At 65.6% G+C, this 24,002-nt stretch carries 20 protein-coding genes and 2 pseudogenes; 12 read left to right on the top strand and 10 right to left on the bottom strand.

Features of this window, described 5'->3' with window-relative positions; all coding sequences use genetic code 11:
- Positions 1-61 precede the first annotated feature (61 nt).
- The 3 genes and pseudogenes from ACFV6H_RS22890 (at position 62) to ACFV6H_RS22880 (ending at position 5,166) form a co-directional block, all read left to right on the top strand.
- Positions 62-1,501 carry an NF041680 family putative transposase gene (locus ACFV6H_RS22890; protein ID WP_385545019.1) on the top strand — a complete coding sequence of 480 codons (1,440 nt, stop codon included), beginning with the start codon at positions 62-64 and terminating at the stop codon, positions 1,499-1,501.
- 1,415 nt (positions 1,502-2,916) lie between these two features.
- Positions 2,917-3,705 (top strand): hypothetical protein, encoded by a 789-nt coding sequence (locus ACFV6H_RS22885; RefSeq protein WP_385545016.1) that lies wholly within the window; start codon positions 2,917-2,919, stop codon positions 3,703-3,705.
- A gap of 564 nt (positions 3,706-4,269) precedes the next feature.
- Positions 4,270-5,166, top strand: a pseudogene (locus tag ACFV6H_RS22880) (IS5 family transposase).
- A 376-nt stretch (positions 5,167-5,542) separates the two neighbouring features.
- Here ACFV6H_RS22880 and ACFV6H_RS22875 read toward each other — a convergent pair.
- Positions 5,543-6,397, bottom strand: a pseudogene (locus ACFV6H_RS22875) (IS5 family transposase); the annotation flags it as partial.
- 311 nt (positions 6,398-6,708) lie between these two features.
- Here ACFV6H_RS22875 and sigM point away from each other — a divergent pair.
- The 4 genes from sigM (at position 6,709) to trxA (ending at position 9,868) form a co-directional block, all read left to right on the top strand.
- Positions 6,709-7,422 carry an RNA polymerase sigma factor SigM gene (gene sigM, locus ACFV6H_RS22870; RefSeq protein ID WP_385545013.1) on the top strand — a complete coding sequence of 238 codons (714 nt, stop codon included), beginning with the start codon at positions 6,709-6,711 and terminating at the stop codon, positions 7,420-7,422.
- A complete protein-coding gene (locus tag ACFV6H_RS22865; RefSeq protein ID WP_385545010.1) occupies positions 7,419-8,402 on the top strand; it encodes an anti-sigma factor family protein in 984 nt (327 codons plus the stop codon). The genes sigM and ACFV6H_RS22865 overlap by 4 nt, the downstream gene beginning before the upstream one ends.
- Before the next feature lie 118 nt (positions 8,403-8,520).
- Complete coding sequence (trxB, locus tag ACFV6H_RS22860) at positions 8,521-9,492, top strand: thioredoxin-disulfide reductase (RefSeq protein ID WP_385545007.1); 972 nt, start codon at positions 8,521-8,523, stop codon at positions 9,490-9,492.
- Positions 9,493-9,535: 43 nt separating this feature from the next.
- Positions 9,536-9,868 (top strand): thioredoxin, encoded by a 333-nt coding sequence (gene trxA, locus ACFV6H_RS22855; protein WP_217307651.1) that lies wholly within the window; start codon positions 9,536-9,538, stop codon positions 9,866-9,868.
- Positions 9,869-9,971: 103 nt separating this feature from the next.
- On the opposite strand, the gene ACFV6H_RS22850 is transcribed toward trxA, so the two are convergent.
- From ACFV6H_RS22850 to rpmH, 9 genes are all read right to left on the bottom strand, one after another.
- Positions 9,972-10,589 carry a GNAT family N-acetyltransferase gene (locus ACFV6H_RS22850; RefSeq protein WP_384987888.1) on the bottom strand — a complete coding sequence of 206 codons (618 nt, stop codon included), beginning with the start codon at positions 10,587-10,589 and terminating at the stop codon, positions 9,972-9,974.
- A gap of 302 nt (positions 10,590-10,891) precedes the next feature.
- Entirely contained in the window at positions 10,892-11,995 is a 1,104-nt protein-coding gene (locus tag ACFV6H_RS22845) for a ParB/RepB/Spo0J family partition protein (RefSeq protein ID WP_384987890.1), read from the bottom strand.
- Positions 11,992-13,068, bottom strand: a complete 1,077-nt coding sequence (locus tag ACFV6H_RS22840) for an AAA family ATPase (RefSeq protein WP_093594273.1) — start codon at positions 13,066-13,068, stop codon at positions 11,992-11,994. Before ACFV6H_RS22840 ends, ACFV6H_RS22845 begins: the two co-directional genes overlap by 4 nt.
- Positions 13,069-13,334: 266 nt before the next feature.
- Positions 13,335-14,051, bottom strand: coding sequence for a 16S rRNA (guanine(527)-N(7))-methyltransferase RsmG (rsmG, locus tag ACFV6H_RS22835; protein ID WP_093594276.1), 717 nt, complete (start codon positions 14,049-14,051; stop codon positions 13,335-13,337).
- 105 nt (positions 14,052-14,156) lie between these two features.
- A complete protein-coding gene (locus tag ACFV6H_RS22830) occupies positions 14,157-14,666 on the bottom strand; it encodes a R3H domain-containing nucleic acid-binding protein (protein WP_093594279.1) in 510 nt (169 codons plus the stop codon).
- Between the two features lie 14 nt (positions 14,667-14,680).
- Positions 14,681-15,964: a membrane protein insertase YidC gene (yidC, locus tag ACFV6H_RS22825; protein WP_385544999.1), complete on the bottom strand. Its 1,284-nt coding sequence runs from the start codon at positions 15,962-15,964 to the stop codon at positions 14,681-14,683.
- A gap of 3 nt (positions 15,965-15,967) precedes the next feature.
- Positions 15,968-16,327, bottom strand: a complete 360-nt coding sequence (yidD, locus tag ACFV6H_RS22820; RefSeq protein ID WP_093594285.1) for a membrane protein insertion efficiency factor YidD — start codon at positions 16,325-16,327, stop codon at positions 15,968-15,970.
- Positions 16,324-16,695 carry a ribonuclease P protein component gene (gene rnpA, locus ACFV6H_RS22815; RefSeq protein WP_079125033.1) on the bottom strand — a complete coding sequence of 124 codons (372 nt, stop codon included), beginning with the start codon at positions 16,693-16,695 and terminating at the stop codon, positions 16,324-16,326. The genes yidD and rnpA overlap by 4 nt, the downstream gene beginning before the upstream one ends.
- An 18-nt stretch (positions 16,696-16,713) precedes the next feature.
- The gene (gene rpmH / locus ACFV6H_RS22810; RefSeq protein WP_093594288.1) at positions 16,714-16,851 is read right to left on the bottom strand and encodes a 50S ribosomal protein L34; all 138 of its coding nucleotides are present in this window, start codon (positions 16,849-16,851) and stop codon (positions 16,714-16,716) included.
- Positions 16,852-17,213: 362 nt separating this feature from the next.
- On the opposite strand from rpmH, the gene dnaA reads away from it, so the two are divergent.
- The 5 genes from dnaA (at position 17,214) to ACFV6H_RS22785 (ending at position 23,893) form a co-directional block, all read left to right on the top strand.
- Positions 17,214-19,028, top strand: a complete 1,815-nt coding sequence (dnaA, locus tag ACFV6H_RS22805) for a chromosomal replication initiator protein DnaA (protein WP_385544994.1) — start codon at positions 17,214-17,216, stop codon at positions 19,026-19,028.
- A gap of 915 nt (positions 19,029-19,943) precedes the next feature.
- On the top strand, positions 19,944-21,074 hold the full coding sequence (gene dnaN / locus ACFV6H_RS22800) for a DNA polymerase III subunit beta (RefSeq protein WP_093601560.1): 1,131 nt from the start codon (positions 19,944-19,946) through the stop codon (positions 21,072-21,074).
- Between the two features lie 78 nt (positions 21,075-21,152).
- The gene (gene gnd / locus ACFV6H_RS22795; protein WP_384784511.1) at positions 21,153-22,040 is read left to right on the top strand and encodes a phosphogluconate dehydrogenase (NAD(+)-dependent, decarboxylating); all 888 of its coding nucleotides are present in this window, start codon (positions 21,153-21,155) and stop codon (positions 22,038-22,040) included.
- A gap of 72 nt (positions 22,041-22,112) precedes the next feature.
- A complete protein-coding gene (recF, locus tag ACFV6H_RS22790; RefSeq protein ID WP_385544989.1) occupies positions 22,113-23,300 on the top strand; it encodes a DNA replication/repair protein RecF in 1,188 nt (395 codons plus the stop codon).
- Positions 23,297-23,893, top strand: coding sequence for a DUF721 domain-containing protein (locus ACFV6H_RS22785; protein WP_385544986.1), 597 nt, complete (start codon positions 23,297-23,299; stop codon positions 23,891-23,893). The genes recF and ACFV6H_RS22785 overlap by 4 nt, the downstream gene beginning before the upstream one ends.
- Positions 23,894-24,002: the final 109 nt, after the last annotated feature.

Raw genomic sequence — 24,002 nt, 5'->3', positions numbered from 1 at the left:
GGTCTTCGCCTGATCCTGTGCTCCGTCACAGAGGCACTTGACCAGTACGAAGACCGTAGCGATGAGTCTGCTGCACCGGGATGTCCGGCGGGATGCGTTTGCCGAACTGTCCTGCTTCCGGATGGAGTTTTATGCCTGCCTGACCGAGCGACGCGACGCGTTGTTCGAGTTGGGTGACGCCTTGTTGTGTGTGGACGGGCCGGTGAAGACATTGGTCGAGCTGTCCCTGGCGCCCGAGCACCGGCGTGGGCATGGCGCGTTGTACGGCGGGCTGAACTGCGGGCGCCTGGATGTAGCACGACTGCGCAGGGCGCTGGTGAGACTACCCCTTCCCCGGACGGCAGAGGGACGGTTGGTCCTGGCGGTCGATGTGAGCAACTGGCTGCGGCCGGATGCAAATACCAGCCCGGACCGGCTGTTCTGCCACACATACGGTCGGGGCAGGGGCTCGGCCCAGATGATCCCCGGGTGGCCCTACTCCTTCGTAGCCGCTCTGGAGCCGGGGCGGACGTCATGGACTGCCATGCTGGACGTGGCCCGGCTATGCCCATGGGACGACGAGATCGCCGTCACCGCCGCCCAGGTCCGGGACGTGTTCCAGCGGCTGTATGCGGCCGGCCAGTGGCAGGTCGGCGACCCGCCCGTCCTGGTCGTTGTCGATGCCGGCTACGACGTAACCCGACTGGCATTCCTGCTCGCGGACCTGCCCGTTGAACTGCTGGGCCGGATGCGTTCGGACCGCGTCCTGTACTTCCCGCCCCCGCAGCAGCCGGCGGGCAAACGCGGGCGCAAGCCCAAGCGCGGGTCGGAGTTCAAGTTCGAGGATCCGGCCACCCAGCCTGCCCCGTCCATCACTACGACGACCGACACCACCCACTACGGCAAGGCCGTCGCCACCGCCTGGGACCGGCTGCACCCACTGCTGGTCCGTCGTTCGGCCTGGGTCGACTACCCCGAGGGACAGCTGCCGGTCATCGGAGGCACCGTCATCCGTCTTCAGGTCGACCACCTCCGTGGCGACCGCAGCCCCAGGCCAGTGTGGCTGTGGTGGTCGCTCACCGGCGCCACGGCCGGGGATGTGGACCGGCTCTGGCAGGCATTCCTGCGCAGATTCGACCTGGAACACACCTTCAGAATGATGAAGCAGACGCTGGGCTGGACCGCTCCCAAACTCCGCGAGCCGGCCGCCGCCGACCGCTGGACCTGGCTCGTCATCGCCGCCCACACCCAACTCCGCCTTGCCCGGCCCCTCGCAGAAGACCTCCGCAAACCCTGGGAACGGCCCGCACGCCAAGGGCGCCTCACACCCGCACGTGTCCGCCGAGGATTTCGCCGCCTCCACGGAAAGACCCCTCAGCCAGCCGGCGCACCGAAACCCAGTACCGCAGGCCCCGGCCGACCAACCGGCATCAAGAACAAGCACCGCGCACGCCAGCGCCCCGTAGGGAAACAAGGCAAACCACACCTCGCAGCAGCCATCACAAACAGCAAAGCCGCATAAACGCCAAGCTTAGGACTTGCCGGGAAACAACGCGCTGGTTTGATCTTGGTTCTGTCCGGGGCGAGGAATCTGGCGATGTCGTCCGGTGTGCGGAATCGGGCTGTGGACGCGGGGACAGTGACACCGTGGGCTGCCAGGAGCGGGCGGACATCTTTCACTGCACGGCTGATGGTCATCGCGGTGGTGTTGGTGCCGAGCATGGCCTGATGGAGGCTGTCTTCTTTGAGGCGTCACTCGCGGAGAAGCTCCAATTTGGGTATGACGCGGTTGCAGAGGCTAGCCCTAGACGGCCCAACATCGTCAAGATGCGGTTGACTTCCGAGGCGTCGAACAGCGGCTCGAGTTGCCACATTGCCAAGCTTGTGCGTCGCTGAGCTACGAACGAAAGGACCGGCCCTCCAGCGTCGTGGGCTCAGCCCAATGAACTGGCCTATCCGGGACGAATCCGACGCCGTGATCGCACTAACCACGACAAAGATCGTCTCAATTCCCCCAGGTCCGTCATCCAGGAAGTAACAGCACACTCTACTGATACTCCACAATAATGACCGGGATCTTGATTTAAACACGCACCGCATGTCTCGCTTGCCACACTTAGAAATTCACTCAACCCTTGCGAACACCCAACCCGAAAGAGTACAGTAATGAAAATTGATTCAACTACCACAAAGGAGCTTCAGTGCGGGCAATCCGAAGAATCGCAACATTTGCGGGGCTTTCGCTTATTACCATTGCGGCAACCCTGGGAGTTGCATCTCCCGCATCAGCTAATATATACGTGAATACAGATACTAACACCCAGTGTGAAGCGCAGTGCTTGGTGTTTTATTACAACAGTGGATACGGAGGGTCTCGGACAACAATTCACTCTACGTCTTCCAACGGAGAAGGAATATCAGATTTGGCCCCCTACACTTTTCTGAGTTCAGGAAACGGCCAAGGTGTCTCTCTCAAAAATAACGCCGCATCCGTCAAGGCCAGGAACTATTGCGCAGGCTGCAACGTGACAGTTTACTTCCACAGTGGATTTTCGGGCGCATGCGACAAGATAATTGCCGGCAATAGCGAGTTTGGCGGAATCCCCCAGTTGCTGAATACGTACAACGAAAACGCATCGGTGCGATTTCGGTCGAGTTCAGTTGCTGAAGGATGCGCAGTCTGGACCAGTTAGCATTTCAAGAGTTATCAAGAAACAGCCTCTTGAACCTTCACTGACTCTTACCTGTTAAAGTGGTTACCGTCTTGGCAGTCGTACCTACGACGGTGACTGCCAAGACTCTCAGGAATCACATATAACCATGCATAACCCTTACCGAATCACACTTCACATCATCTCCATTTCCACCATTATCATACTCTGTTCATCGTGCGCGAACGCTAAGGAAACCGGCACAGGTGAAATAAGACCGAGACACGTGTCAAAGCTGGAAGCGACCGCGACCGTGCTTCCTATCGAAGGATTTAGCCTTAAAGCTGGAGATGTCTATATCATTGAAAAGGGCAAAACGAAGCTAGTAAATCGCTGCATGCAGGAACGTCATATGAATTACTCTGTTCCGGACCCCGTAAGCCCCAAGGATTCGATCACTGAACCGTCCAGGAGATACGGGATATCAGGGAAGAAATTGGCAAATTTGCGCGGCTATCATCCCCCTAAAACCAAAGAGGTCCCAGAATATCCTAAGAAGCTCACTCAGATCCAGAGATCAGTGCTATTCGGAACCGATGACGCGGGAAATCCGGCTACCAGTGAACTCGCCAAATACAACCTTCCCCCTGGGGGTTGTTACGGGAAAGCGGAAGCCGAAATAAACAAGGGTGAGCTACCTAATAGCTCAATTTCAGTCGCGCGTATGATAAATTCATCCAGCTTCTCGGACTCACTCAGACATTCCGCGGTCAGAAGGGTATTTAAAGCCTGGTCTGAGTGCATGAGTCACCAGGGTTATGAGTATGCGTCACCCTTGGATTCCGTTGGGGACCCCAAACACTACAAAGGAGAGCCCACCAAATCAGAAATAAAGACGGCCCTGACGGATATTGCATGCAAGCGCGAAACGAACCTCATCCAAATATGGAGCGATGTTGAACGTAAAATCCAGAGTGGCCTGATTCGGCGCAACAAAGAGAAACTTGACGTGCTACGTTCATTCCAAGAAAAGCAGATCGCCAACTCTCGCCGGGTCATCAGAGAAAGAAGATGACCACTAGTCGCCGCAAATGCAGATCGACCCTGTAATTATCTCTTCACTGTTTTGAACTCCCCCTGCAGAATTCATGCCCAAAGGAGACCTGGCCACGGGTAAAAGCATCGCGACGGAGCGAGAGGCCTGGATCGTCTTCGAGGACGAGGCTCGGGCAGTCCCTAACTCCGCCGCGTGCCAGGACCTGGGACCGCCGGTGTTGCACGCCGGTCGTGCGACCGACTTACGCAACCTGGTTGTCCGCGTCGGCATCCAGCTCGGTGGCCCGATCAGGCTGGTCAGGAGCATGTCCGGCTACACCCGGCCCGCCTGTTGCGCGACTTCATCGCTGCGAACGCCCGACTGACCCAGCGCCTTCCAGCTGCCCACCTACCACCCAACCTCAACCCGACCGAAGGCGTCTGGTCGCTGGTCAAGCGTGACATCGGTAACCTCGCCGAGGTCCCCCCGTACGGTCAAGCATCAGCTCAAGAAGCTCCAGTACCGGCCGCACGTGACCGACGGATGCCTCGCCGGAACCAGCCTGGCCCTGGATCGTGACCACCAGAAGGTGCCGAAGAAGCGATGTCACCAGCTAGGCCGTTTCGTTCGGATCATCTGATCGTTGGTCTGGGTGCGCCATTAACTGACGCGCAGTGGGCGCCGGATCGAGCCGTTGCTTCCGGATCGGTCGCCGAAGCGGGGTGGCCGGTGGCGTGACCATCGACAAGTGATCGACGCGATCGCTTTCAAGTTCCAGACCGGATCGCAGTGGGTCCGTCTGCCGAAGAAGTACGGCAATTGGCGGGGTGTGTACAACCGGCTGCGGATGTGGGCCGTGGACGGAACTTGGGAGCGGGTGTTCACCGCGCTGCTGGCCCAGGCCGACGCCGACGAGGACCTGAACTGGGCTGTCTCGGTGGACTCGACGATCGTGCGGGCTCACCAGCACGCGGCCGGAGCCCGCAAGAAGGGGCCCCGGCCGGCGAGCCGCACGACCATGCCATCAGCAGGTCCCGCGGAGGGCTGACCACAAAGATCCCTCTCGCGTCCGACGCCTACTGCCGACCCCTGGCCTTCGTTCTCACCGCAGGGCAGGCCGGCGACGCGCCTGCTTTCCCGGACGTGATGGCCCAGATTCGTATCCCTCGCTCGCGTGGGCGTCCCCGGACCAGGCCGGACGTGGTTCTGGCTGACAAGGCGTACTCGTCTCGCGCCATCCGCGAGCACCTGCGCACGCGTGGCATCCGGGCGGTGATCCCCATCCCGGCGGACCAGCGGGGCCACCGGCTGCGGCGCGGCAGCCGAGGTGGCAGAGCCCCGGCCTTCGACCGCGAGGCACACAAACAGCGCAACACTGTCGAGCGATGCATTAACCGCCTGAAGCAGTGGCGCGGCATTGCCACCCGCTACGAGAAGACCGCAACGATCTACCTGGCCGGACTCCACATCGCGGGCATCTTCTTGTGGTCAGCCCGATGATCCAAACGACACGGCCTAGGCCGTGTCTCTTTGATGGGCCCTACCGACGCCATTCCTGGCGGTAGTCGGGGTGCTCGGTGTACGACTGCGCCAGCACGTTGAGTGCGTACGCGAGACCTGCGTGGCGTGCATCCGCCGGATCCATTGCCTCGTACTCCCTGGCCAGCATGTCGACTAGGTCGAGCATCGGCAGGTGGCTGTCGAGGAGGGCGTCGCCGCCGAAGCGGTGGGCCACCTCGGCATAGGCGTGGTTGTCCGCCATGTTGCGGTCCCGAAGGAACTTCACAAGGTCGTCCATAGGGTCATCTTCGCTCACCGGCAGCGGTATCGGGTGGGGGCATTCGAGGTCTCGATGAGTCCACCTTTCAGGCCACCGGCGTGCCCAGATGAGGATGGCGGCAAGGTGGAGAGCGACCTGATAGGCGATAGCGAGCTTGTCCGTTCTCATGGCCAGACCGCGCCACTGCTTGAGCCGGTTGATGCATCGTTCGACCGCGTTGCGCTGCTTGGATGCCTCGGCGTCGAAAGCCGGCGGGCGGCCGTCGGCGCGGCCTCGCCGCAGACGGTGGCCGGCCTGGTCGGACGGCTGGGGGATGACGGCACGGATCCCTCGTTGACGGAGATGCCTGCGGATCGCGCGGGACGAGTAGGCGCGATCCGCCAGGACGGCATCCGGTCGAGTCCTTGGTCTTCCCGGCCCGCTTCGCGGAACACGTATACCTGCCATAACGGCCTCGACGGCCGGCGCGTCGCCGGCCTGGCCCGCAGTCACGCGGAGGGTCAAAGGTCGTGCTTGGCTGTCGCTGACGAAGCGGATCTTCGTGCTCAGGCCGCCGCGGGAGCGTCCGAGCCCGTGATTGTCGGGTTTCGGCCCGACCTGGCGCCCCCTTTTCCTCGCTCCGGCGGCGTGTTGGTGGACCCGGCAGACAGTTGAGTCCACCAACACGGTCCAGCCGATGTCTTCAGTGTCATCGGCCGCTGCCAGAACCGCGGTGAGGATCCTGTCCCAGGTGCCGTCCACGGCCCATCTGATCAGCCTTTTGTGAGCGGTCTGGGACGAGCCGAGCTCGTCCGGCAGGTCCCGCCAAGGCGAGCAGGTGCGGTACTTCCACGCGATGGTCTCAAGGGTTCGGCGGCGGTCGGCCCACCGTCGGCCACGGACCGGATCAGCCGGCGTCAGCGGCTCGATCCGGTCCCACATCACATCAGTAATCACTAACCGGACAGACACATTTGATCAACTGATCAGCCCATCAAAGAGACACGCTCAAGGCCGCTGAACGTGCCAGTGCAGCTGGCTAGCCCCGTCGCAGTCGCGCTCAACGCCCGATTGACCTTGGTGAGATCGGCAGCGACCAGCTCGCCCTCGGCTTGGGCGTCCTCCGTACTGAAGAAGGCGTCGGGGTTTCAAAGCACTCAGAGGGAGACAAAAGTATCAGCTATGAGCAGTCAACCACCAGAATGTGATAGGCATCATGGGTATCGGTTTGGGTACCCAGATGTAGCAACCATTTGAGTAAGGTGTGGGGGTGCAAGGGGATTGTGGCCTTTGATCCATTGGAAGCACTCGGCGATACAAGTGACCAGGACCTGCTGAGCGCTCATGTCGCAGGCGACCCTCATGCCTTCGGTGAACTGGTACGGCGCCACCGCGACCGGCTCTGGGCCGTCGCTGTAAGGACTCTCGGCGACCGAGAGGAAGCGGCGGACGCGGTGCAGGACGCTCTGGTCTCCGCCTTCCGGGCGGCCCATACCTTCCGTGGTCAGTCCGCGGTGACCACCTGGCTGCACCGGATCACCGTGAATGCCTGTCTCGACCGGGCCCGCAAGGCCGCCTCCCGCAAGACCTCTCCTGTGGACGACACCGAGCGGCTGGAGCAGCTCCTGGAGCCGCATGAGTCGGCGGAGGCCCCTGCCGAGCGCCAGGACCTCCACCGTGAGCTGCTGGCGGCCCTGGCCAAACTCCCCGTCGACCAGCAGGCGGCTCTGGTGCTGGTCGATATGCAGGGCTACCCGGTGGCGGAGGCCGCCGCGATCCTGGGTGTCCCCACCGGAACGGTGAAAAGCCGCTGCGCCCGTGGCCGGGCCAGACTGCTCCCCATGCTCACTCATCTACGAGCAGACACCGGGGGTAACAGCGATCTCGGCAGGGGAAGGAACCGGACGCCAGGGGCATCCGTCCCACCGGCATCAGCACCAAGGGATTCAGGGCCAAGTGATCCCGCTGGAGTGAAGGGCGGAGGTGGGCGCGCATGACATCGACGACCGACATGGCTCAGCACCCGGATGTCTCGGAGATCTCCGACCTGGCGGAAGGCCTGCTCCCGCCGTCCCGTGCCGCCGATATAAGGGACCATCTCGACGGCTGCGCGCTCTGTGCCGATGTTCATGACTCACTTGAAGAGATCAGGGGACTGCTCGGCACCCTGCCCGGACCGCCACGGATGCCGACCGATGTCGCTGAGCGCATCGATGCCGCACTGGCGGCAGAGGCGCTCCTGAACGCGACCGCGCCCGACGAGACCGCGCATGTTTCACGTGAAACATCGCGCCCTTCCGAGGCGCCCGCCGAGTCAGACGCCTCCGTATCGGCAGAGGCCTCGACCCCGGACGTGTCGTCGGTGGACGCCTCGTCGGCCGAGGCCGTACGGGCCGGCCGCCCGGCCGGCCGGCCGAGGGCGGCCACGGGCCCCGGTCGCACCGCTCAGAGCCGACGTCGCCGCCGTACCGTCGTTCTGGGGGCTGTCTTCGGCACAGCCGCCGTGGGTGTGAGTGTTCTGCTGCTTCAGTCGCTCAATTCGAGCACCGCCGACATCGACGCTCAGACCGGCTCGGCACTCAGCTCCACGAAGAGCGACGGTGAAGAGTTCACCGAGGACCGGCTCCAGAGCAGCGTGGACGCGCTGCTGGCCTCCGGCCCGGCAGCGGACCCGGAAACCAAGGAGCCGGGCACCGAACAGGATGTCCCTCCGCGTGAGCGGAGCGGCTCGAACGCACCTCTGCTCCGGCCCACGCCCGAGGTGCCTCCCTGTATCGAGCAGGGCATCGGCCGTACCGAGCCCGTCCTCGCTGCCCAGCAGGGCATGTATCAGGGCAGCCGTGCCTATCTCGTCGTCCTCTCCCACTCCACCGACAGCAGCCAGATCCAGGCGTATGTGGTCGATGCCACCTGTGTGGACAACCGTTCCTCGGCCAAGGGCAAAGTCCTGCTGACACACGCCTACCCGCGCCGCTGACGACACCCGCGGTGCCACGGGGAGCCTCGGGAATGCGGGACCCGTAGGATCCGTTGGATGGGGTGATAGTCGTTGATCCGGCCCCAGTAGGCAGTCTGCAGAGACGAGGAAGAATCCCGTGAGCGACGTCCGTAATGTGATCATTATCGGCTCCGGGCCCGCCGGCTATACGGCCGCGCTGTACACCGCGCGTGCATCGCTGAAGCCGCTGGTCTTCGAGGGCGCCGTCACCGCCGGTGGTGCGCTGATGAACACCACCGATGTGGAGAACTTCCCGGGGTTCCGCGACGGCATCATGGGCCCGGACCTGATGGACAACATGCGGGCACAGGCGGAGCGCTTCGGCGCCGAGCTCGTCCCGGACGATGTCATCTCCGTCGACCTCGCCGGTGACATCAAGACGGTCACCGACACGGCGGGCACGGTACACCGGGCGAAGACCGTGATCGTCACGACCGGCTCCCAGCACCGCAAGCTCGGCCTGGCCAACGAGGACACTCTCTCCGGTCGCGGTGTCTCCTGGTGTGCCACCTGTGACGGCTTCTTCTTCAAGGAACAGGACATCGCCGTGGTGGGCGGTGGCGACACCGCGATGGAGGAAGCCACCTTCCTTTCGCGCTTCGCCAAGTCCGTCACGATCGTCCACCGCCGCAACACGCTGCGTGCCTCCAAGGCCATGCAGGACCGCGCCTTCTCCGACCCGAAGATCAAGTTCGCCTGGGACAGCGAGGTCGCGGAGATCCACGGCGATCAGAAGCTCTCCGGGCTGACCCTCCGCAACACCAAGACCGGTGAGCTCTCGGCGCTCCCGGTGACCGGTCTGTTCATCGCGGTGGGCCATGACCCGCGGACCGAGCTGTTCAAGGGCCAGCTCGATCTGGACAGCGAGGGCTACCTCACCGTCGACGCTCCGTCGACACGGACCAACCTGTCCGGTGTCTTCGGTGCCGGTGATGTCGTGGACCACACCTACCGCCAGGCGATCACCGCCGCGGGCACCGGCTGCTCCGCGGCTCTCGACGCAGAGCGCTTCCTCGCCGCGCTGAGCGACAGCGAGCACGCCGAGCCGGAGAAGACCGCCACCGTCTGAACTTCTGTACCGACCCACACCTCATAAACCTAAGGAGGCCGCCGTGGCCGGCGACCTGAAGCATGTGACCGACGAGTCGTTCGAGCAGGATGTCCTCAAGAGCGACAAGCCCGTACTGGTGGACTTCTGGGCCGCCTGGTGCGGACCTTGCCGCCAGATCGCCCCGTCGCTCGAAGCCATCGCGGCCGAGCACGGTGACAAGATCGAGATCGTCAAGCTGAACATCGACGAGAACCCGGCCACCGCAGCCAAGTACGGCGTCATGTCCATCCCGACGCTGAACGTCTACCAGAACGGCGAGGTCGCCAAGACCATCGTCGGTGCCAAGCCCAAGGCCGCGCTGGTGCGCGACCTGGAGAGCTTCATCGGCGAGTAGTCGGTGCCCGGCGCCAGCGACAGCCGACTCCAATGTTTCACGTGAAACGGGCCCGTTCCCCCGGCCGGGGGAACGGGCCCGTTTCTGTTCCGCTTCGGAGCGCTCAGAGCGGCCGGAGCGCCGGTTCCTTCTTCACGGCGCCCAGCAGCCGGTCCAGCGCCAGCTCCACATCCTCTTTCCAGGAGAGCGTCGTCCGCAGCTCCAGCCTCAGCCGTGGATGCCTTGGATGGGGCCGTACGGTCTTGAAGCCCACCGCCAGCAGATGATCCGCGGGCAGTACACAGGCAGGCTCCTTCCAACGGGCATCACCGAACGCCTCGATCGCCTTGAACTCCCGCCGCAGCAGATCCTTGGCCACGGTCTGCACCATCACCCGCCCGAGCCCCTGTCCCTGATAACCCGGCTTGATCCAGGCGGTCATGAGCTGGGCCGCGTCCGGAGAGACAGGGCTCGTCGGAAAGGCCGTCGAGCGCGGCACATACGCCGGAGGTGCGTAGAGCACAAAGCCCACCGGCAGATCGTCCACATAGACGACACGGCCGCAGGATCCCCACTCCAGCAGGACGGCCGAGATCCAGGCTTCCTTCTCCATCTCGGATCTGCCGGCTCCTACCGCGGCTTCCCCACTGACCGGATCGAGCTCCCAGAAGACACACGCACGACAGCGCTTGGGGAGATCCGGAAGGTTGTCCAGCGTGAGCGGTACGAGCCGACGCCCCATGAAGGCTGTTCTCCACTTCCTTCGCCTGCCGCGCCACGGGCGGTTGTCAGCGCACTCCGTTCCCGAAGCAGGCCACCGACAAAGCCGCCGATCACTCCAAGACTCAGTCCTGCTGACACCAGTTGACTGCGGCTCACCGATCGCATGGCCCTCGTTCTCCTTCTGAGGTGATCAAGGTGGATGCGCCATACCAGAACGCATCGTATCCACCCAGAGCTACCTGGCACACCGAGGGACAGCAAAGGGCGGGCTGTGTTCCGGTAAGCATGGAACACAGCCCGCCCGATGGCAGCGCGAGAACCTCAGCTCTCGTCGTCGTCCTCCCCGGTATCACCGGAGAGTCCCTTGTCCAGGACGCGTCCCTCGCCGGGAGCGAGAGTGCCGAGAATCCGTTCCAGATCGTCCATCGAGGCGAACTCGACAACGATCTTTCCCTTCTTCTGGCCCAGGTCGACCTTCACCCGGGTCTCGAAGCGGTCCGAGAGACGTGACGCCAGATCGGTCAGCGCCGGCGACAGCCGGGCACCGGCCCTCGGTCCCTTTGCCTTGGGCGTGCTCTGCGGACGCGAGCCCATCAGAGTCACGATCTCCTCCACCGCACGCACCGAGAGCCCTTCGGCCACGATGCGATGCGCCAGCCGGTCCTGCTCCTCGGAGTCGTCCACCGACAGAAGGGCCCGCGCATGACCGGCCGACAGCACTCCGGCCGCGACCCTGCGTTGTACCGGGGGAGAGAGCCGGAGCAGCCGCAGCGTATTGGAGACCTGCGGACGGGAGCGGCCGATCCGGTCGGCGAGCTGGTCATGCGTGCAGTTGAAGTCCTTGAGCAACTGGTCGTACGCCGCGGCCTCTTCCAGCGGATTGAGCTGGGCGCGGTGCAGATTCTCCAGCAGCGCGTCGAGCAACAGCTTCTCGTCGTCCGTCGCACGGACGATCGCCGGAATACGCTCCAGACCGGCCTCCCGGCAGGCCCGCCAGCGCCGCTCACCCATGATGAGCTCATAGCGCTCCGGGCCCACCTGCCGTACGACCACGGGCTGGAGGAGCCCCACCTCCTTGATGGAGGTCACCAGCTCGGCCAGGGCGTCCTCGTCGAACACCTCACGCGGCTGACGAGGATTCGGGGTGATGGAGCCGATCGGTACCTCAGCGAAGTGCGCCCCGGCGGTCGCCGCCGGCTCAGGCACCGCCTCCGACTCGTGTGTGACTGTCTCAGCGTCCGGTGCCATGGCAGCCTGTGGCAGCGAGGTCACCTTCGCAGCGGCCACGCCACGGTCCGCGGTCAGTACCGGAGCCGCTCCGGGAGCCGCCGGGGCCACTCCTGGAGCGGGCACCTGCTTCTCCTGCGGAGCGGCAGGGATCAGCGCACCGAGCCCACGCCCCAATCCTCTACGTCGCTCGCTCACTGGATCCCCTCCGACATACTCTGCTGACTGTTCTGGCTGCCCACATGGGCCTGCTGGGCGTCATAGTGCACCCCGACCCCCCTGAGTGCGATTTCGCGGGCGGCTTCGAGATAGGACAGGGATCCACTGGATCCTGGATCGTACGTCAGCACCGTCTGGCCATAGCTCGGCGCCTCGGAGATACGTACGGACCGAGGGATGCTCGTCCGCAGCACCTCGTTGCCGAAGTGACTCCGTACCTCTTCCGCCACCTGCGAGGCGAGCCGAGTCCGGCCGTCATACATGGTGAGCAGGATCGTCGACACATGCAGCGCGGGATTGAGATGTCCCCGCACCAGATCGACATTCCGCAGGAGCTGCCCCAGCCCTTCCAGCGCGTAGTACTCGCACTGGATGGGGATCAGCACCTCCGCGCCGGCGACCATCGCATTGACGGTCAGCAGGCCGAGCGAGGGCGGGCAGTCGATCAGGATGTAATCCAACGGCTGCTCATATGCCTCGATCGCCCGCTGAAGCCGGCTCTCCCGTGCCACCAGCGACACCAGTTCAATCTCCGCACCGGCGAGATCGATAGTGGCGGGGGCACAGAAGAGGCCTTCGACGTCCGGGACGGGCTGGACCACCTCGGAGAGTGGCTTGCTCTCCACCAGGACGTCATAGATCGAGGGGACTTCGGCATGATGGTCGATACCGAGCGCCGTGGAGGCGTTGCCCTGGGGATCGAGGTCGATCACCAGCACGCGCGCGCCATGGAGCGCAAGCGAGGCGGCAAGGTTGACCGTGGTGGTGGTCTTCCCTACACCGCCCTTCTGATTGGCAACGACCATGACACGCGTCTGCTCAGGACGGGGCAGACCCTCGCCGGCTCGGCCCAATGCCTCGACCGCCAGTTGGGCAGCGCGACCAATGGGGGTGTCGTCCATCGGGGGTGGTGTTTCACGTGAAACATCCTCCCCCACCGACTCGGTGCGGGGACCGGGGACCGGATCGGTCATCGGTCCCGCGATGTTGGCGTCGGACCGCAAGGATTCACTCTCCTCGACTTCAGACTCGCAATGAAGAGAGCCTGCCATGCTTTCGGGGTCGTGAACCAGCGAGGCCCGTGGTTCTGTGGATGAATCCACATCTGTGGACAACCCCGTGCCCCTTACGAGGGGCTTTCGGCCGCGTGGTGTGGAAGCCGCGCGGCCACGGCCGATGATTCCTTGTAGCAGTGAGCGACGTTTCACGTGAAACACGATGCACGCGCCGCAGGTCTAGATCGTCACGACACTCCGCACTGCATAGGCAGGGCAGCTTGTATGGAGCACCACCGGTAGGCGGCGTAGGTCGGTACGGCTCAGCGGCGTCGCCGCGCACGGCCCGCTCGCGCGGCCTTGGCCCGCTTCGTGGCGAACCTCACTCCACCGGGACTCTCTCCGACCTCGACCCGCACCACGGTGGCCAGCGGATCGACGATACCTTCTCCGACCTGGAGCACCGAGGTCTCCAGGACACCGAGCTTGCTCAGCGCCGCGCGGGCCCCCTTGATCTCCTCCTCGGCCGTGTCGCCCTTGAGTGCCAGCATCTCGCCGTACGGACGCAGCAGCGGCACGCCCCAGCCCGCCAGACGGTCCAGCGGAGCCACCGCACGCGCGGTCACCACATGCACCGGCTGGAGTGTGCCGAGGACCTCCTCGGCGCGGCCACGCACCACCGTGACATGGTCCAGGCCCAGCAGCTCGACCACTTCCTGGAGAAAGTTGGTCCGCCGCAGCAGCGGCTCCAGCAGCGTGATCTTCAGATCCGGCCGTACCAGCGCCAGCGGGATCCCGGGAAGCCCGGCCCCCGAACCGACGTCGCAGACCATCACGCCCTCGGGCACCACCTCGGAGAGCACCGCGCAGTTCAGCAGATGCCGCTCCCACAGCCGTGGTACCTCGCGTGGACCGATCAGACCGCGCTTGACCCCCGCGTCCGCCAGCAGCTCCGCGTAGCGGACAGCCTCGGGAAAGAACTCACCGAAGACAGCACGCGCCGCGTCCGGTGCAGGGGGAAGCTCTGCTGCTTCCGTCACGGGAACCGTCCTTCCATACCGAACCACCGAGCGGTGGCTGACTATCAGGCTGGCAAAAATAGGCCCCGCCTGCGGAACAGACGGGGCCGGAAAGCGATGGACCGGTCAGGCCGGGAGCACCACGACGAAGCGCTGGGGCTCCTCGCCCTCGGACTCGCTGCGCAGACCCGCGGCGGCGACCGCGTCATGCACAACCTTCCGCTCGAAGGGTGTCATGGGGTTCAGCTTCACCGGCTCACCGGTGCTCTTCACCTCGTCCGCGGCCTTGGCACCCAGCTCGGCCAGCTCGGTGCGCTTCTTGGCCCGGAAGCCCGCGATATCCAGCATCAGCCGGCTGCGGTCCCCGGTCTCCCGGTGGACCGCGAGCCGTGTCAGTTCCTGAAGCGCCTCCAGCACTTCACCGTCGCGTCCCACCAGCTTCTGCAGATCCCGGCCGCCCGAGTCACTGATGATCGAGACCGCGGCCCGGTCGGCCTCGACGTCCATATCGATGTCGCCGTCGAGATCAGCGATATCGAGCAGACCTTCGAGGTAGTCGGCCGCGATCTCCCCTTCCTGCTCCAGGCGGGTCAGGGTGTCGCCCCCCTCGGCGGCGGAGATGGTGCCTTCCGTCACGGATGGACTCCTTCTTACTTCTTGGACGGGTGCTTGGGCCGCTGCGGGCCCTTACGCTGCCCCGACTTGGCTTGGCGTGCGGAACCGGCGGCGGGCTTGCCCGTCGGCTTGGACTTGGTGTCCTGCGGCTCGTCCTTCTTCTGCAACGAGGTCTTCGCCATGTCGTCGGCGGCCTCGGAGTCCTTGTCCTCGGCCGGCTTCTCCGCACCCGGATGGGCAGCGGCGGCGGCCTGCCGCTGCGCCTTGGTCTGGCGCTTCGGCTGCTGCCGCCTCGCCGCACCGCCGGACTCGGCCTCGGCGGAGGCGGTCTCACTCCTGATCACCGTGCCGTCGGCCTGGGCGGCCAGACCCACCTTGGCCAGGCCCGTCACAAACTTGCGCTCGTTGTCGTTGCGGTCGGGCCCCTTGGCCACGATCGCCTTGACGATATTGCGCTTACGACGGGACCGGACCTCGCTGTGGGAGGTGATGCTCTTGAGCAGCCGCTGGAGGTACTGGTCCTGCGCCTTGCTGCCCGGCGTCGGGTTCTGGTTGATCACATACATCTGCTGGCCCATGGTCCACACGTTGGTGGTCAGCCAGTAGACGAGCACACCGACCGGGAAGTTGATACCGGTGACGGCGAAGATCAGCGGGAAGATGTACATGAGCATCTTCTGCTGCTGCATGTACGGCGTCTTGACCGTCAGGTCGACGTTCTTGGTCATCAGCTGGCGCTGGGTGTAGAACTGCGAGGCCGACATCAGAACGATCATGATCGCGGTGACCACACGTACATCGGTCAGCGAGGCGCTCAGGGACGCGACCTTGTCACTGCTGTCGGTGAACTTGGCGGCCAGCGGGGCGCCGAAGATATGCGCCTGACGCGCGCTGTCCAGCAGCGACTGGTTGATGACGCCGATCGTCTTGCCGCTCGCGATGCTGGAGAGCACGTGGTACAGGGCGAAGAAGAACGGTGACTGCGCCAGGATGGGAAGACATGAGGAGAGCGGATTGGTGCCCGTCTCCTTGTACAGCTTCATCATCTCTTCGGACTGACGCTGTTTGTCGTTTTTGTAGCGCTCCTGGATCGCCTTCATCTTGGGCTGGAGCACCTGCATATTCCGGGTCGACTTGATCTGCTTCACAAAGAGCGGAATCAGACAGATCCGGATCAGCACCACCAGGGACACGATGGACAGTCCCCAGGCCCAGCCCGTATCAGGGCCGAAGATCGTCCCGTACAGCGCGTGGAACTGGACAATGACCCATGAAACAGGTGTGGTGATAAAACTGAAAAAACTGGCAATCGTGTCCACTAATCAGGCTCCTTGAGCTTTGGACGAGGTCTCTGCGGCTGGACTGGGAGTTTCGGGGGCCGGTCCCCCGGAAGGCACGCCAGCGGCGGAGTGCCCGCCCTTACTGCCGCGCCACGCATTGCGCAGCAGTTCGTGCCACCGTGGGCGTTTACGCGGTGGAACATGGTCCACACCGCCCGGCGACCACGGATTGCACCGCAGGATGCGCCAAGCGGTCAGCGCCGTGCCCTTCACCGCGCCATGCCGGTCGATGGCCGTATATCCGTAGTGCGAGCACGACGGGTAGTACCGGCAGACGGGCCCCAGCAGCGGGCTGATCGTCCACTGGTACAGCTTGATAAGAGCCAGCAGCGGGTATTTCATCGCGTGCCCCCTCCCAGCAGCCGCCGGAGAGCGGCATCCAGGTCTCGGGCCAGTTGTGCATGATCGGCGTCACCCGCTCCGGGCAGCGCCCGTACGACAACCAGGCTACCGGGGGGCAGCTCGGGCAGTCGTTCACGTATCAGATGACGAAGTCTGCGCTTCACCTGGTTACGTACGACGGCACCGCCCACGGCCTTGCTTACGACGAAACCCGCACGCGTCGGGGAGGCGCTCTCCCCAGGCGCGTGCGGGTCCATTGCACCGCTGCGTAGATGGACGACAAGAAGCGGGCGTCCGGCCCGGCGACCTCGGCGAACCGCGGCCGCGAACTCCTCGCGCCGCCTCAGCCGATTCTCGGTAGGCAGCACGTCATGACCTGACGGCGATCAGGCGGACAGACGGGCGCGACCCTTGCCACGGCGGTTCGCGAGAATCGCGCGGCCGGCACGGGTACGCATCCGCAGCCGGAAGCCGTGGGTCTTGGCGCGACGACGGTTGTTCGGCTGGAAGGTGCGCTTGCTCACTCGGGGGCTCCAGAGATGATGTGTGGGATGGCGGGACATCGCCTGGCTGTCACCGTGCGCCCACGAGTAGCTCGCGTTTACGCCCGAGTGCACCGCTTCACAACCACAGATCGTGATCTTTGCCCATCGGAGGCAGGCGGCAGCAGCCATCGACAACTCGACCTGGTCACGGTACGCGCGGCTACGCCATCCGGTCAAACCAGCTCTGTGCCGGGCTCCATTGTGCACAGGCTGTGGACAACAACTTGAACCGCGTGGGTCGCCGTGACTACCGTGGCTGAACTCCGGCTTCGTTTCCTGCCGGTCTTCCCATCCCGTCCCGAGAACCACACATTCGTGGGACCTGCGAGAGAGCGTGCCTTGTGGCTGATGTACCTGCCGATCTTGCCGCAGTGTGGCCACGAGTGCTGGAGCAGCTCCTCAGGGAGGGCCAGCAGGGCGTCGAGCCCAAGGACAAGCAGTGGATCGAGCGCTGCCAGCCTCTTGCCCTCGTGGCCGACACCGCCCTGCTCGCCGTCCCCAACGAGTGGGGAAAACGCGTCCTGGAGGGACGGCTCGCTCCTCTCATCAGCGAGACCCTGAGCCATGAGTGCGGCCGGCCCATCCGGATCGCCATCACCGTCGACGACTCGGCGGCCGAGCCCACACCGCCTGCTCCGGCCGTGCCTCAGCAGCACCGCTACCAGGGCCCGCCGCACGACGAGCAGCGGCAGAGCGATACATACGACAGCTACGGGCACCGCCCATCGGACGACGGCATGCCATCGGTACGCCCGGCCTATCCGGACTACCAGCAGCAGCGCCCCGATCCCGGTGCCTGGCCGCGTACGCAGGAGGACCTGTCCTGGCAGCAGCCCCGGCTCGGCGGCTACCAGGAGCACGATCCGTACGCCACCGTCCGCCCGCAGCAGCCGCACGACTACCGGCAGCCTCAGGGGCTCGATCCCTCGCCGTACGAACAGCGTCCCGACCGTCACGACCGGCACGACCTCCAGGAGCCGCCGTCACCGCGCCACGGCGGCGGGCCGGGAGGACCCGGTGGCGGGCCCGGTGGCGGACCCGGCGGAGGGCCGCACGGCGGACCACGCGGTGGAGTGCCGGGACCGCTCGGCGCCCAGCCCGCCCCGGCGGGCCCCGGCGAGCCGCACGCCCGGCTCAACCCCAAGTACCTCTTCGACACCTTTGTGATCGGCGCCTCCAACCGGTTCGCGCACGCGGCGGCGGTCGCCGTGGCCGAGGCGCCGGCGAAGGCGTACAACCCGCTCTTCATCTACGGGGAGTCCGGGCTCGGCAAGACCCATCTGCTCCATGCCATCGGGCACTACGCACGCAGCCTCTACCCGGGCACACGCGTCAGATACGTCAGCTCGGAGGAGTTCACGAACGAGTTCATCAACTCGATCCGTGACGGCAAGGGCGACACCTTCCGCAAGCGCTACCGCGATGTCGACATCCTTCTCGTCGACGACATCCAGTTCCTGGCGAGCAAGGAGTCGACGCAGGAGGAGTTCTTCCACACCTTCAACACGCTCCACAACGCCAACAAGCAGATCGTGCTGTCCTCGGACCGGCCGCCCAAGCAGCTGATCACCCTTGAGGACCGGCTGCGCAACCGCTTCGAGTGGGGGCTGACGACCGATGTGCAGCCGCCCGAGCTGGAGACGCGTATCGCGATCCTCCGTAAGAAGGCGGTGCAGGAGCAGCTCAACGCACCGCCCGAGGTACTGGAGTTCATCGCCTCCCGGATCTCGCGCAATATCCGCGAGCTGGAGGGCGCGCTCATCCGGGTCACCGCGTTCGCCTCGCTCAACCGGCAGCCGGTGGATCTCGGGCTCACCGAGATCGTGCTCAAGGATCTGATCCCGGGCGGCGAGGACTCGGCTCCGGAGATCACCGCCGCCGCCATCATGGCGGCGACCGCCGACTACTTCGGTCTGACGGTGGAGGATCTCTGCGGCTCCTCGCGGAGCCGGGTGCTGGTGACGGCCCGCCAGATCGCGATGTATCTCTGCCGGGAGCTGACCGATCTCTCGCTGCCCAAGATCGGTGCGCAGTTCGGCGGCCGTGACCATACGACCGTGATGCACGCGGACCGGAAGATCCGGGCGCTGATGGCCGAGCGGCGGTCCATCTACAACCAGGTCACCGAACTCACGAACCGCATCAAGAACGGCTGACACACCCGGCACACACAGCCGTGTCGGCTGACACGGCCGACCCGGCCGACGCGCAGCCTGCGGGCGAAGGGCGCCAGGGACACCGTCCGACACGGTCCCGGGCGCCCTTTTTCATGCCTCGAAACCCCGCCCAGGCCTCTCGGTGACCTCGCCGGCACGTCGGTCTCGCTCCTGGGCTGTTCGAATCAGCGTCGGCCCGAGGGCCTTCTCCACAGATCTGGGAGCGATCTTCCGTCCACAGCCTGGGGACCGAGAAGTTGTTCAGACTGTGTCCACAGGCACAGCCGCCGCAGATCCATCGGGCCAGGTCAGGCCCCTGTGGAATTGTGGCTGACGGCGCTCCACAGACTGTGGACGAAAAAATCTTCCACAGGGCCGGGCCTCGGTTGTCCACCGGCGGCCCACAGGCGGACCCGCGTTGCCCACAGCCTGTCCACATCCCTGTCCACTGTTCGGCAACGAAACACCCGGGATCGCTGAGTCGAGTGAAAGGCGTCACACCAGGAAGCCGGATTGGGCTGTGGGGAACCTGGGTAAAGCTGGGGACAGGACTGGGGAGAACTCCCTGTGTCCTGTGCATCGGTTGTGCAGAACTTTCGCGTGTCCACAGAACCACCGAGTTGTCCACGGGTGGCGCCCACAGGACCGGTGGACAAAAAAGCGGGTCTGACCTGCGGAAACGACGTTATCCACGGTTTCCACAGGCCCTACTACTACTCCCACTTAGAGTTAGCTGGGAATCCGCTTGGAAGTGGGCCCTGTGCACAACTCGGCCTCCGAGCCTCCGCCGCCTCTCGCACCGACTTGACCCGCAGCCGCACCGAGTGTCGGTGCCGTACGTCAGACTGGTCCCCGGCATCACAGCCGACGACGAAGGCCAGCAGGGCGAGCCAGCAACAGCAGGAGGCGGTTCCGGTGAAGATCCGGGTGGAGCGCGATGTACTCGCGGAGGCGGTGGCCTGGGTGGCCCGCAGCCTCCCGGCCCGTCCGCCGGCGCCCGTACTTGCGGGCCTTCTGCTGAGGGCCGAGGACGGCGCCCTCAGCTTCTCCAGCTTCGACTACGAGGTCTCGGCACGGGTCTCGGTGGACGCCGAGGTCGAGGAGGACGGCACCGTCCTCGTCTCCGGCCGGCTCCTCGCCGACATCTGCCGCGCCCTGCCCAACCGTCCCGTGGAGATCTCCACGGACGGTGTACGGGCGACGGTGGTCTGCGGCTCCTCGCGCTTCACGCTCCATACGCTCCCTGTGGACGAGTACCCGGCGCTGCCGCAGATGCCGACGGCCACCGGCACCGTCCCCGGTGAGGTCTTCGCCTCGGCCGCCTCCCAGGTCGCCATCGCCGCGGGCCGGGACGACACGTTGCCGGTGCTCACCGGCGTACGGATCGAGATCGAGGGCGACACGGTCACCCTGGCCTCGACCGACCGCTACCGCTTCGCGGTCCGTGAGTTCCTCTGGAAGCCGGAGTCCCCGGAGATCTCCGCGGTCGCCCTGGTGCCCGCCAAGACGCTGCTGGACACCGCCAAGGCGCTCACCAACGGCGACACCGTCACCCTGGCGCTCTCCGGGTCCGGTGCCGGTGAGGGACTGATCGGTTTCGAGGGCGCCGGGCGGCGCACCACCACCCGGCTGCTCGAAGGCGATCTGCCGAAGTACCGCACGCTGTTCCCCACCGAGTTCAACTCGGTCGCGGTGATCGAGACCGCTCCGTTCGTCGAGGCCGTCAAGCGTGTGGCCCTGGTCGCCGAGCGGAACACCCCGGTGCGGCTCAGCTTCGAGCAGGGCGTGCTGATCCTGGAGGCCGGTTCCAGCGACGACGCACAGGCTGTGGAGCGCGTCGACGCGCAGCTCGAGGGCGACGACATCTCGATCGCCTTCAACCCGACCTTCCTGCTGGACGGTCTGAGCGCGATCGACTCCCCGGTGGCGCAGCTCGCGTTCACCACCTCCACCAAGCCGGCGCTGCTCAGCGGCCGGCCGGCCGTCGACGCGGAGGCGGACGACGCGTACAAGTACCTGATCATGCCGGTACGCCTGAGCGGCTGACCCCACAGGTGAGTGGCCGGATCCGGGCGTAGGCTCGGATCCGGGTACGCAATCGCCTCAACGCTTAAGGAATCCCTGATGGAGCTCGGTCTCATCGGTCTCGGCAAGATGGGCGGCAATATGCGCGAGCGCATCCGCCGCGCGGGCCACACCGTCATCGGATACGACCGCAATCCTGACCTTGCCGATGTGCACAGCCTTCAGGAGCTGGTGAGCAAGCTCAAAGGCCCTCGGGCCATCTGGGTGATGGTGCCGGCCGGTGCCGCGACCCAGGCGACCATCGATGAGCTGGCCGCGCTGCTGTCCCACGGCGATGTCGTGGTCGACGGCGGCAATTCCCGCTGGACGGACGACGAGAAGCACGCCGTGGAGCTCGGTATCAAGGGCATCGGCTTTGTCGACTGCGGTGTCTCCGGCGGTGTCTGGGGCCTGGAGAACGGCTATGCGCTGATGTACGGCGGTGCCCCGGAGCATGTGGCACAGGTGCAGCCGATCCTCGACGCGCTCAAGCCCGAGGGCGACTTCGGCTCCGTACACGCCGGCAAGGTCGGCGCGGGCCACTTCGCCAAGATGGTCCACAACGGCATCGAGTACGCCATGATGCAGGCCTACGCCGAGGGCTGGGAGCTGCTGGAGAAGGTCGACTCGGTCACCGATGTCCGGGAGGTCTTCCGCTCCTGGCAGGAGGGCACGGTCATCCGTTCCTGGCTGCTGGACCTGGCGGTCAACGCCCTGGACGAGGACGAGCATCTGGACCGGCTGCGGGGTTTCGCGGAGGACTCCGGCGAGGGCCGGTGGACGGTCGAGGCGGCGATCAACCACGCGGTGCCGCTGCCCGCGATCACCGCGTCGCTGTTCGCGCGGTTCGCCTCCCGGCAGGACGACTCGCCGCAGATGAAGATGGTCGCGGCGCTGCGCAACCAGTTCGGCGGCCATGCGGTCGAGTCGAGCGCATCGAAGAAATAGCAGAAAAGCAGCGGAAGAAGAAGCCGCAGCGGAGAAGCAGAGCACCGAGCCGGGGGAGGCCGACGCACACCCATGCACGTCACGCATCTGTCGCTGGCCGACTTCCGTTCCTACGCCCGGGTCGAGGTCCCGCTCGATCCGGGCGTGACCTCTTTTGTGGGGGCGAACGGTCAGGGAAAGACCAATCTGGTCGAGGCCATCGGCTATCTGGCCAGCCTCGGCAGCCACCGGGTGTCGTCCGACGCGCCGCTGGTACGGATGGGTGCGGACCGCGCGGTGATCAGGGCCTCGGTCACCCAGGGCGAGCGTTCGCAGCTGATCGAGCTCGAACTGAATCCCGGCCGGGCCAACCGCGCCCGTATCAATCGGTCCTCGCAGGTCAGACCGCGTGATGTGCTGGGGATAGTGCGGTCCGTGCTGTTCGCGCCGGAGGATCTGGCGCTGGTGAAGGGCGATCCCGGCGAGCGCCGCCGGTTCCTTGACGAACTGATCACGGCGCGCTCGCCCCGGATGGCGGGAGTGCGCTCCGACTACGACCGGGTGCTCAGACAGCGCAACACCCTGCTGAAATCCGCGGCGATGGCACGGCGGCACGGCGGGCGTGGCATGGATCTCTCCACGCTGGACGTATGGGACCAGCATCTCGCGCGCGCGGGCGCGGAGTTGCTGGCGCAGCGGGTCGATCTGATCGCGACTCTTCAGCCGCTCACGGACAAGGCGTACGAGCAACTGGCGCCCGGTGGCGGTCCGGTGGCGCTGGAGTACCGTTCCTCCGCTCTGGACGCCGTCGTCCTGGACGCCGTCGCTCTCGACGCCTCCGCGGCCGGCCTGGACACGCACGACGCCGCCTCCGCGCATACGCGCGACGAGCTGTACGCACAGCTTCTGGCCGCCCTGGCCGGAGTGCGCAAGCAGGAGATCGAGCGCGGTGTGACGCTGGTCGGTCCGCACCGCGACGATCTGGTGCTGAATCTGGGCCGTATGCCCGCGAAGGGATACGCCAGCCATGGCGAGTCCTGGTCGTACGCGCTGGCGCTGCGGCTGGCCTCGTACGATCTGCTGCGCGCCGAGGGCAATGAACCGGTGCTGGTGCTGGACGACGTGTTCGCCGAGCTGGACGCGCGACGGCGGGAGCGGCTCGCGGAACTGGTGGTTCCGGGCGAGCAGGTGCTGGTGACCGCGGCGGTGGACGACGACGTCCCCGGAGTGCTGGCAGGCGCCCGCTTCATGGTGGCCGAGGGCGCGGTGGAGCGCGTATGACCGGCCTCGGAGGCTCGGAGCCGCCCGCGGAGCTGCCCACCGGGCCGTCCGGCGCGCCGCCCGGTGCGGTGCCGCCGTCGGTGCCCGAGTCCTCCGGTGTGGATCTGGCGCGGGTCGCGCTGCGCGCGGCCAAGGAGCAGGCGCGGGCGCGCGGAGCCGCCGTACAGCAGAAGAAGCAGGCCAGATGGGGCGGCGGGCTGCGGTCGGGCGCCGGGGCCGACGGACGTGATCCACTGCCGCTCGGCGCGGCGATCAACCGGCTGATCACGGAGCGCGGCTGGGAGACACCGGCCGCCGTGGGCGGAGTGATGGGCCGCTGGCCGCAGATCGTCGGCGAGGACGTGGCGAAGCACTGTGTACCGCAGCGGTACGACGACGGCAAGGACGAGCGGATCCTGACGGTCCAGTGCGATTCGACGGCCTGGGCGACGCAGTTGCGGCTGCTGGCGCCCAGGCTGGTGGCCCGGCTGAACGAGGATCTGGGCCATGGCACCGTACGGATGATCAAGGTGCTGGCGCCCAGTGGCCCGCCGCAGCGGTACGGTCGGCTGCGCGCGCCAGGCAGCAAGGGACCGGGCGACACCTACGGCTGACGGTCCCGGGAGCCGGCCGAACGGACCGGCTGCACGGGCCAGCCGTACAACGGACCGGCCGTACAGCAGCTTTTCGGGCCGGCCGTACGGCTTGCCGGGAGCAGCCCGT

The organism is Streptomyces sp. NPDC059743 (assembly GCF_042732975.1).
Taxonomy (GTDB): Bacteria; Actinomycetota; Actinomycetes; order Streptomycetales; family Streptomycetaceae; genus Streptomyces.
This window is presented reverse-complemented; position numbering and strand designations above follow the sequence as displayed.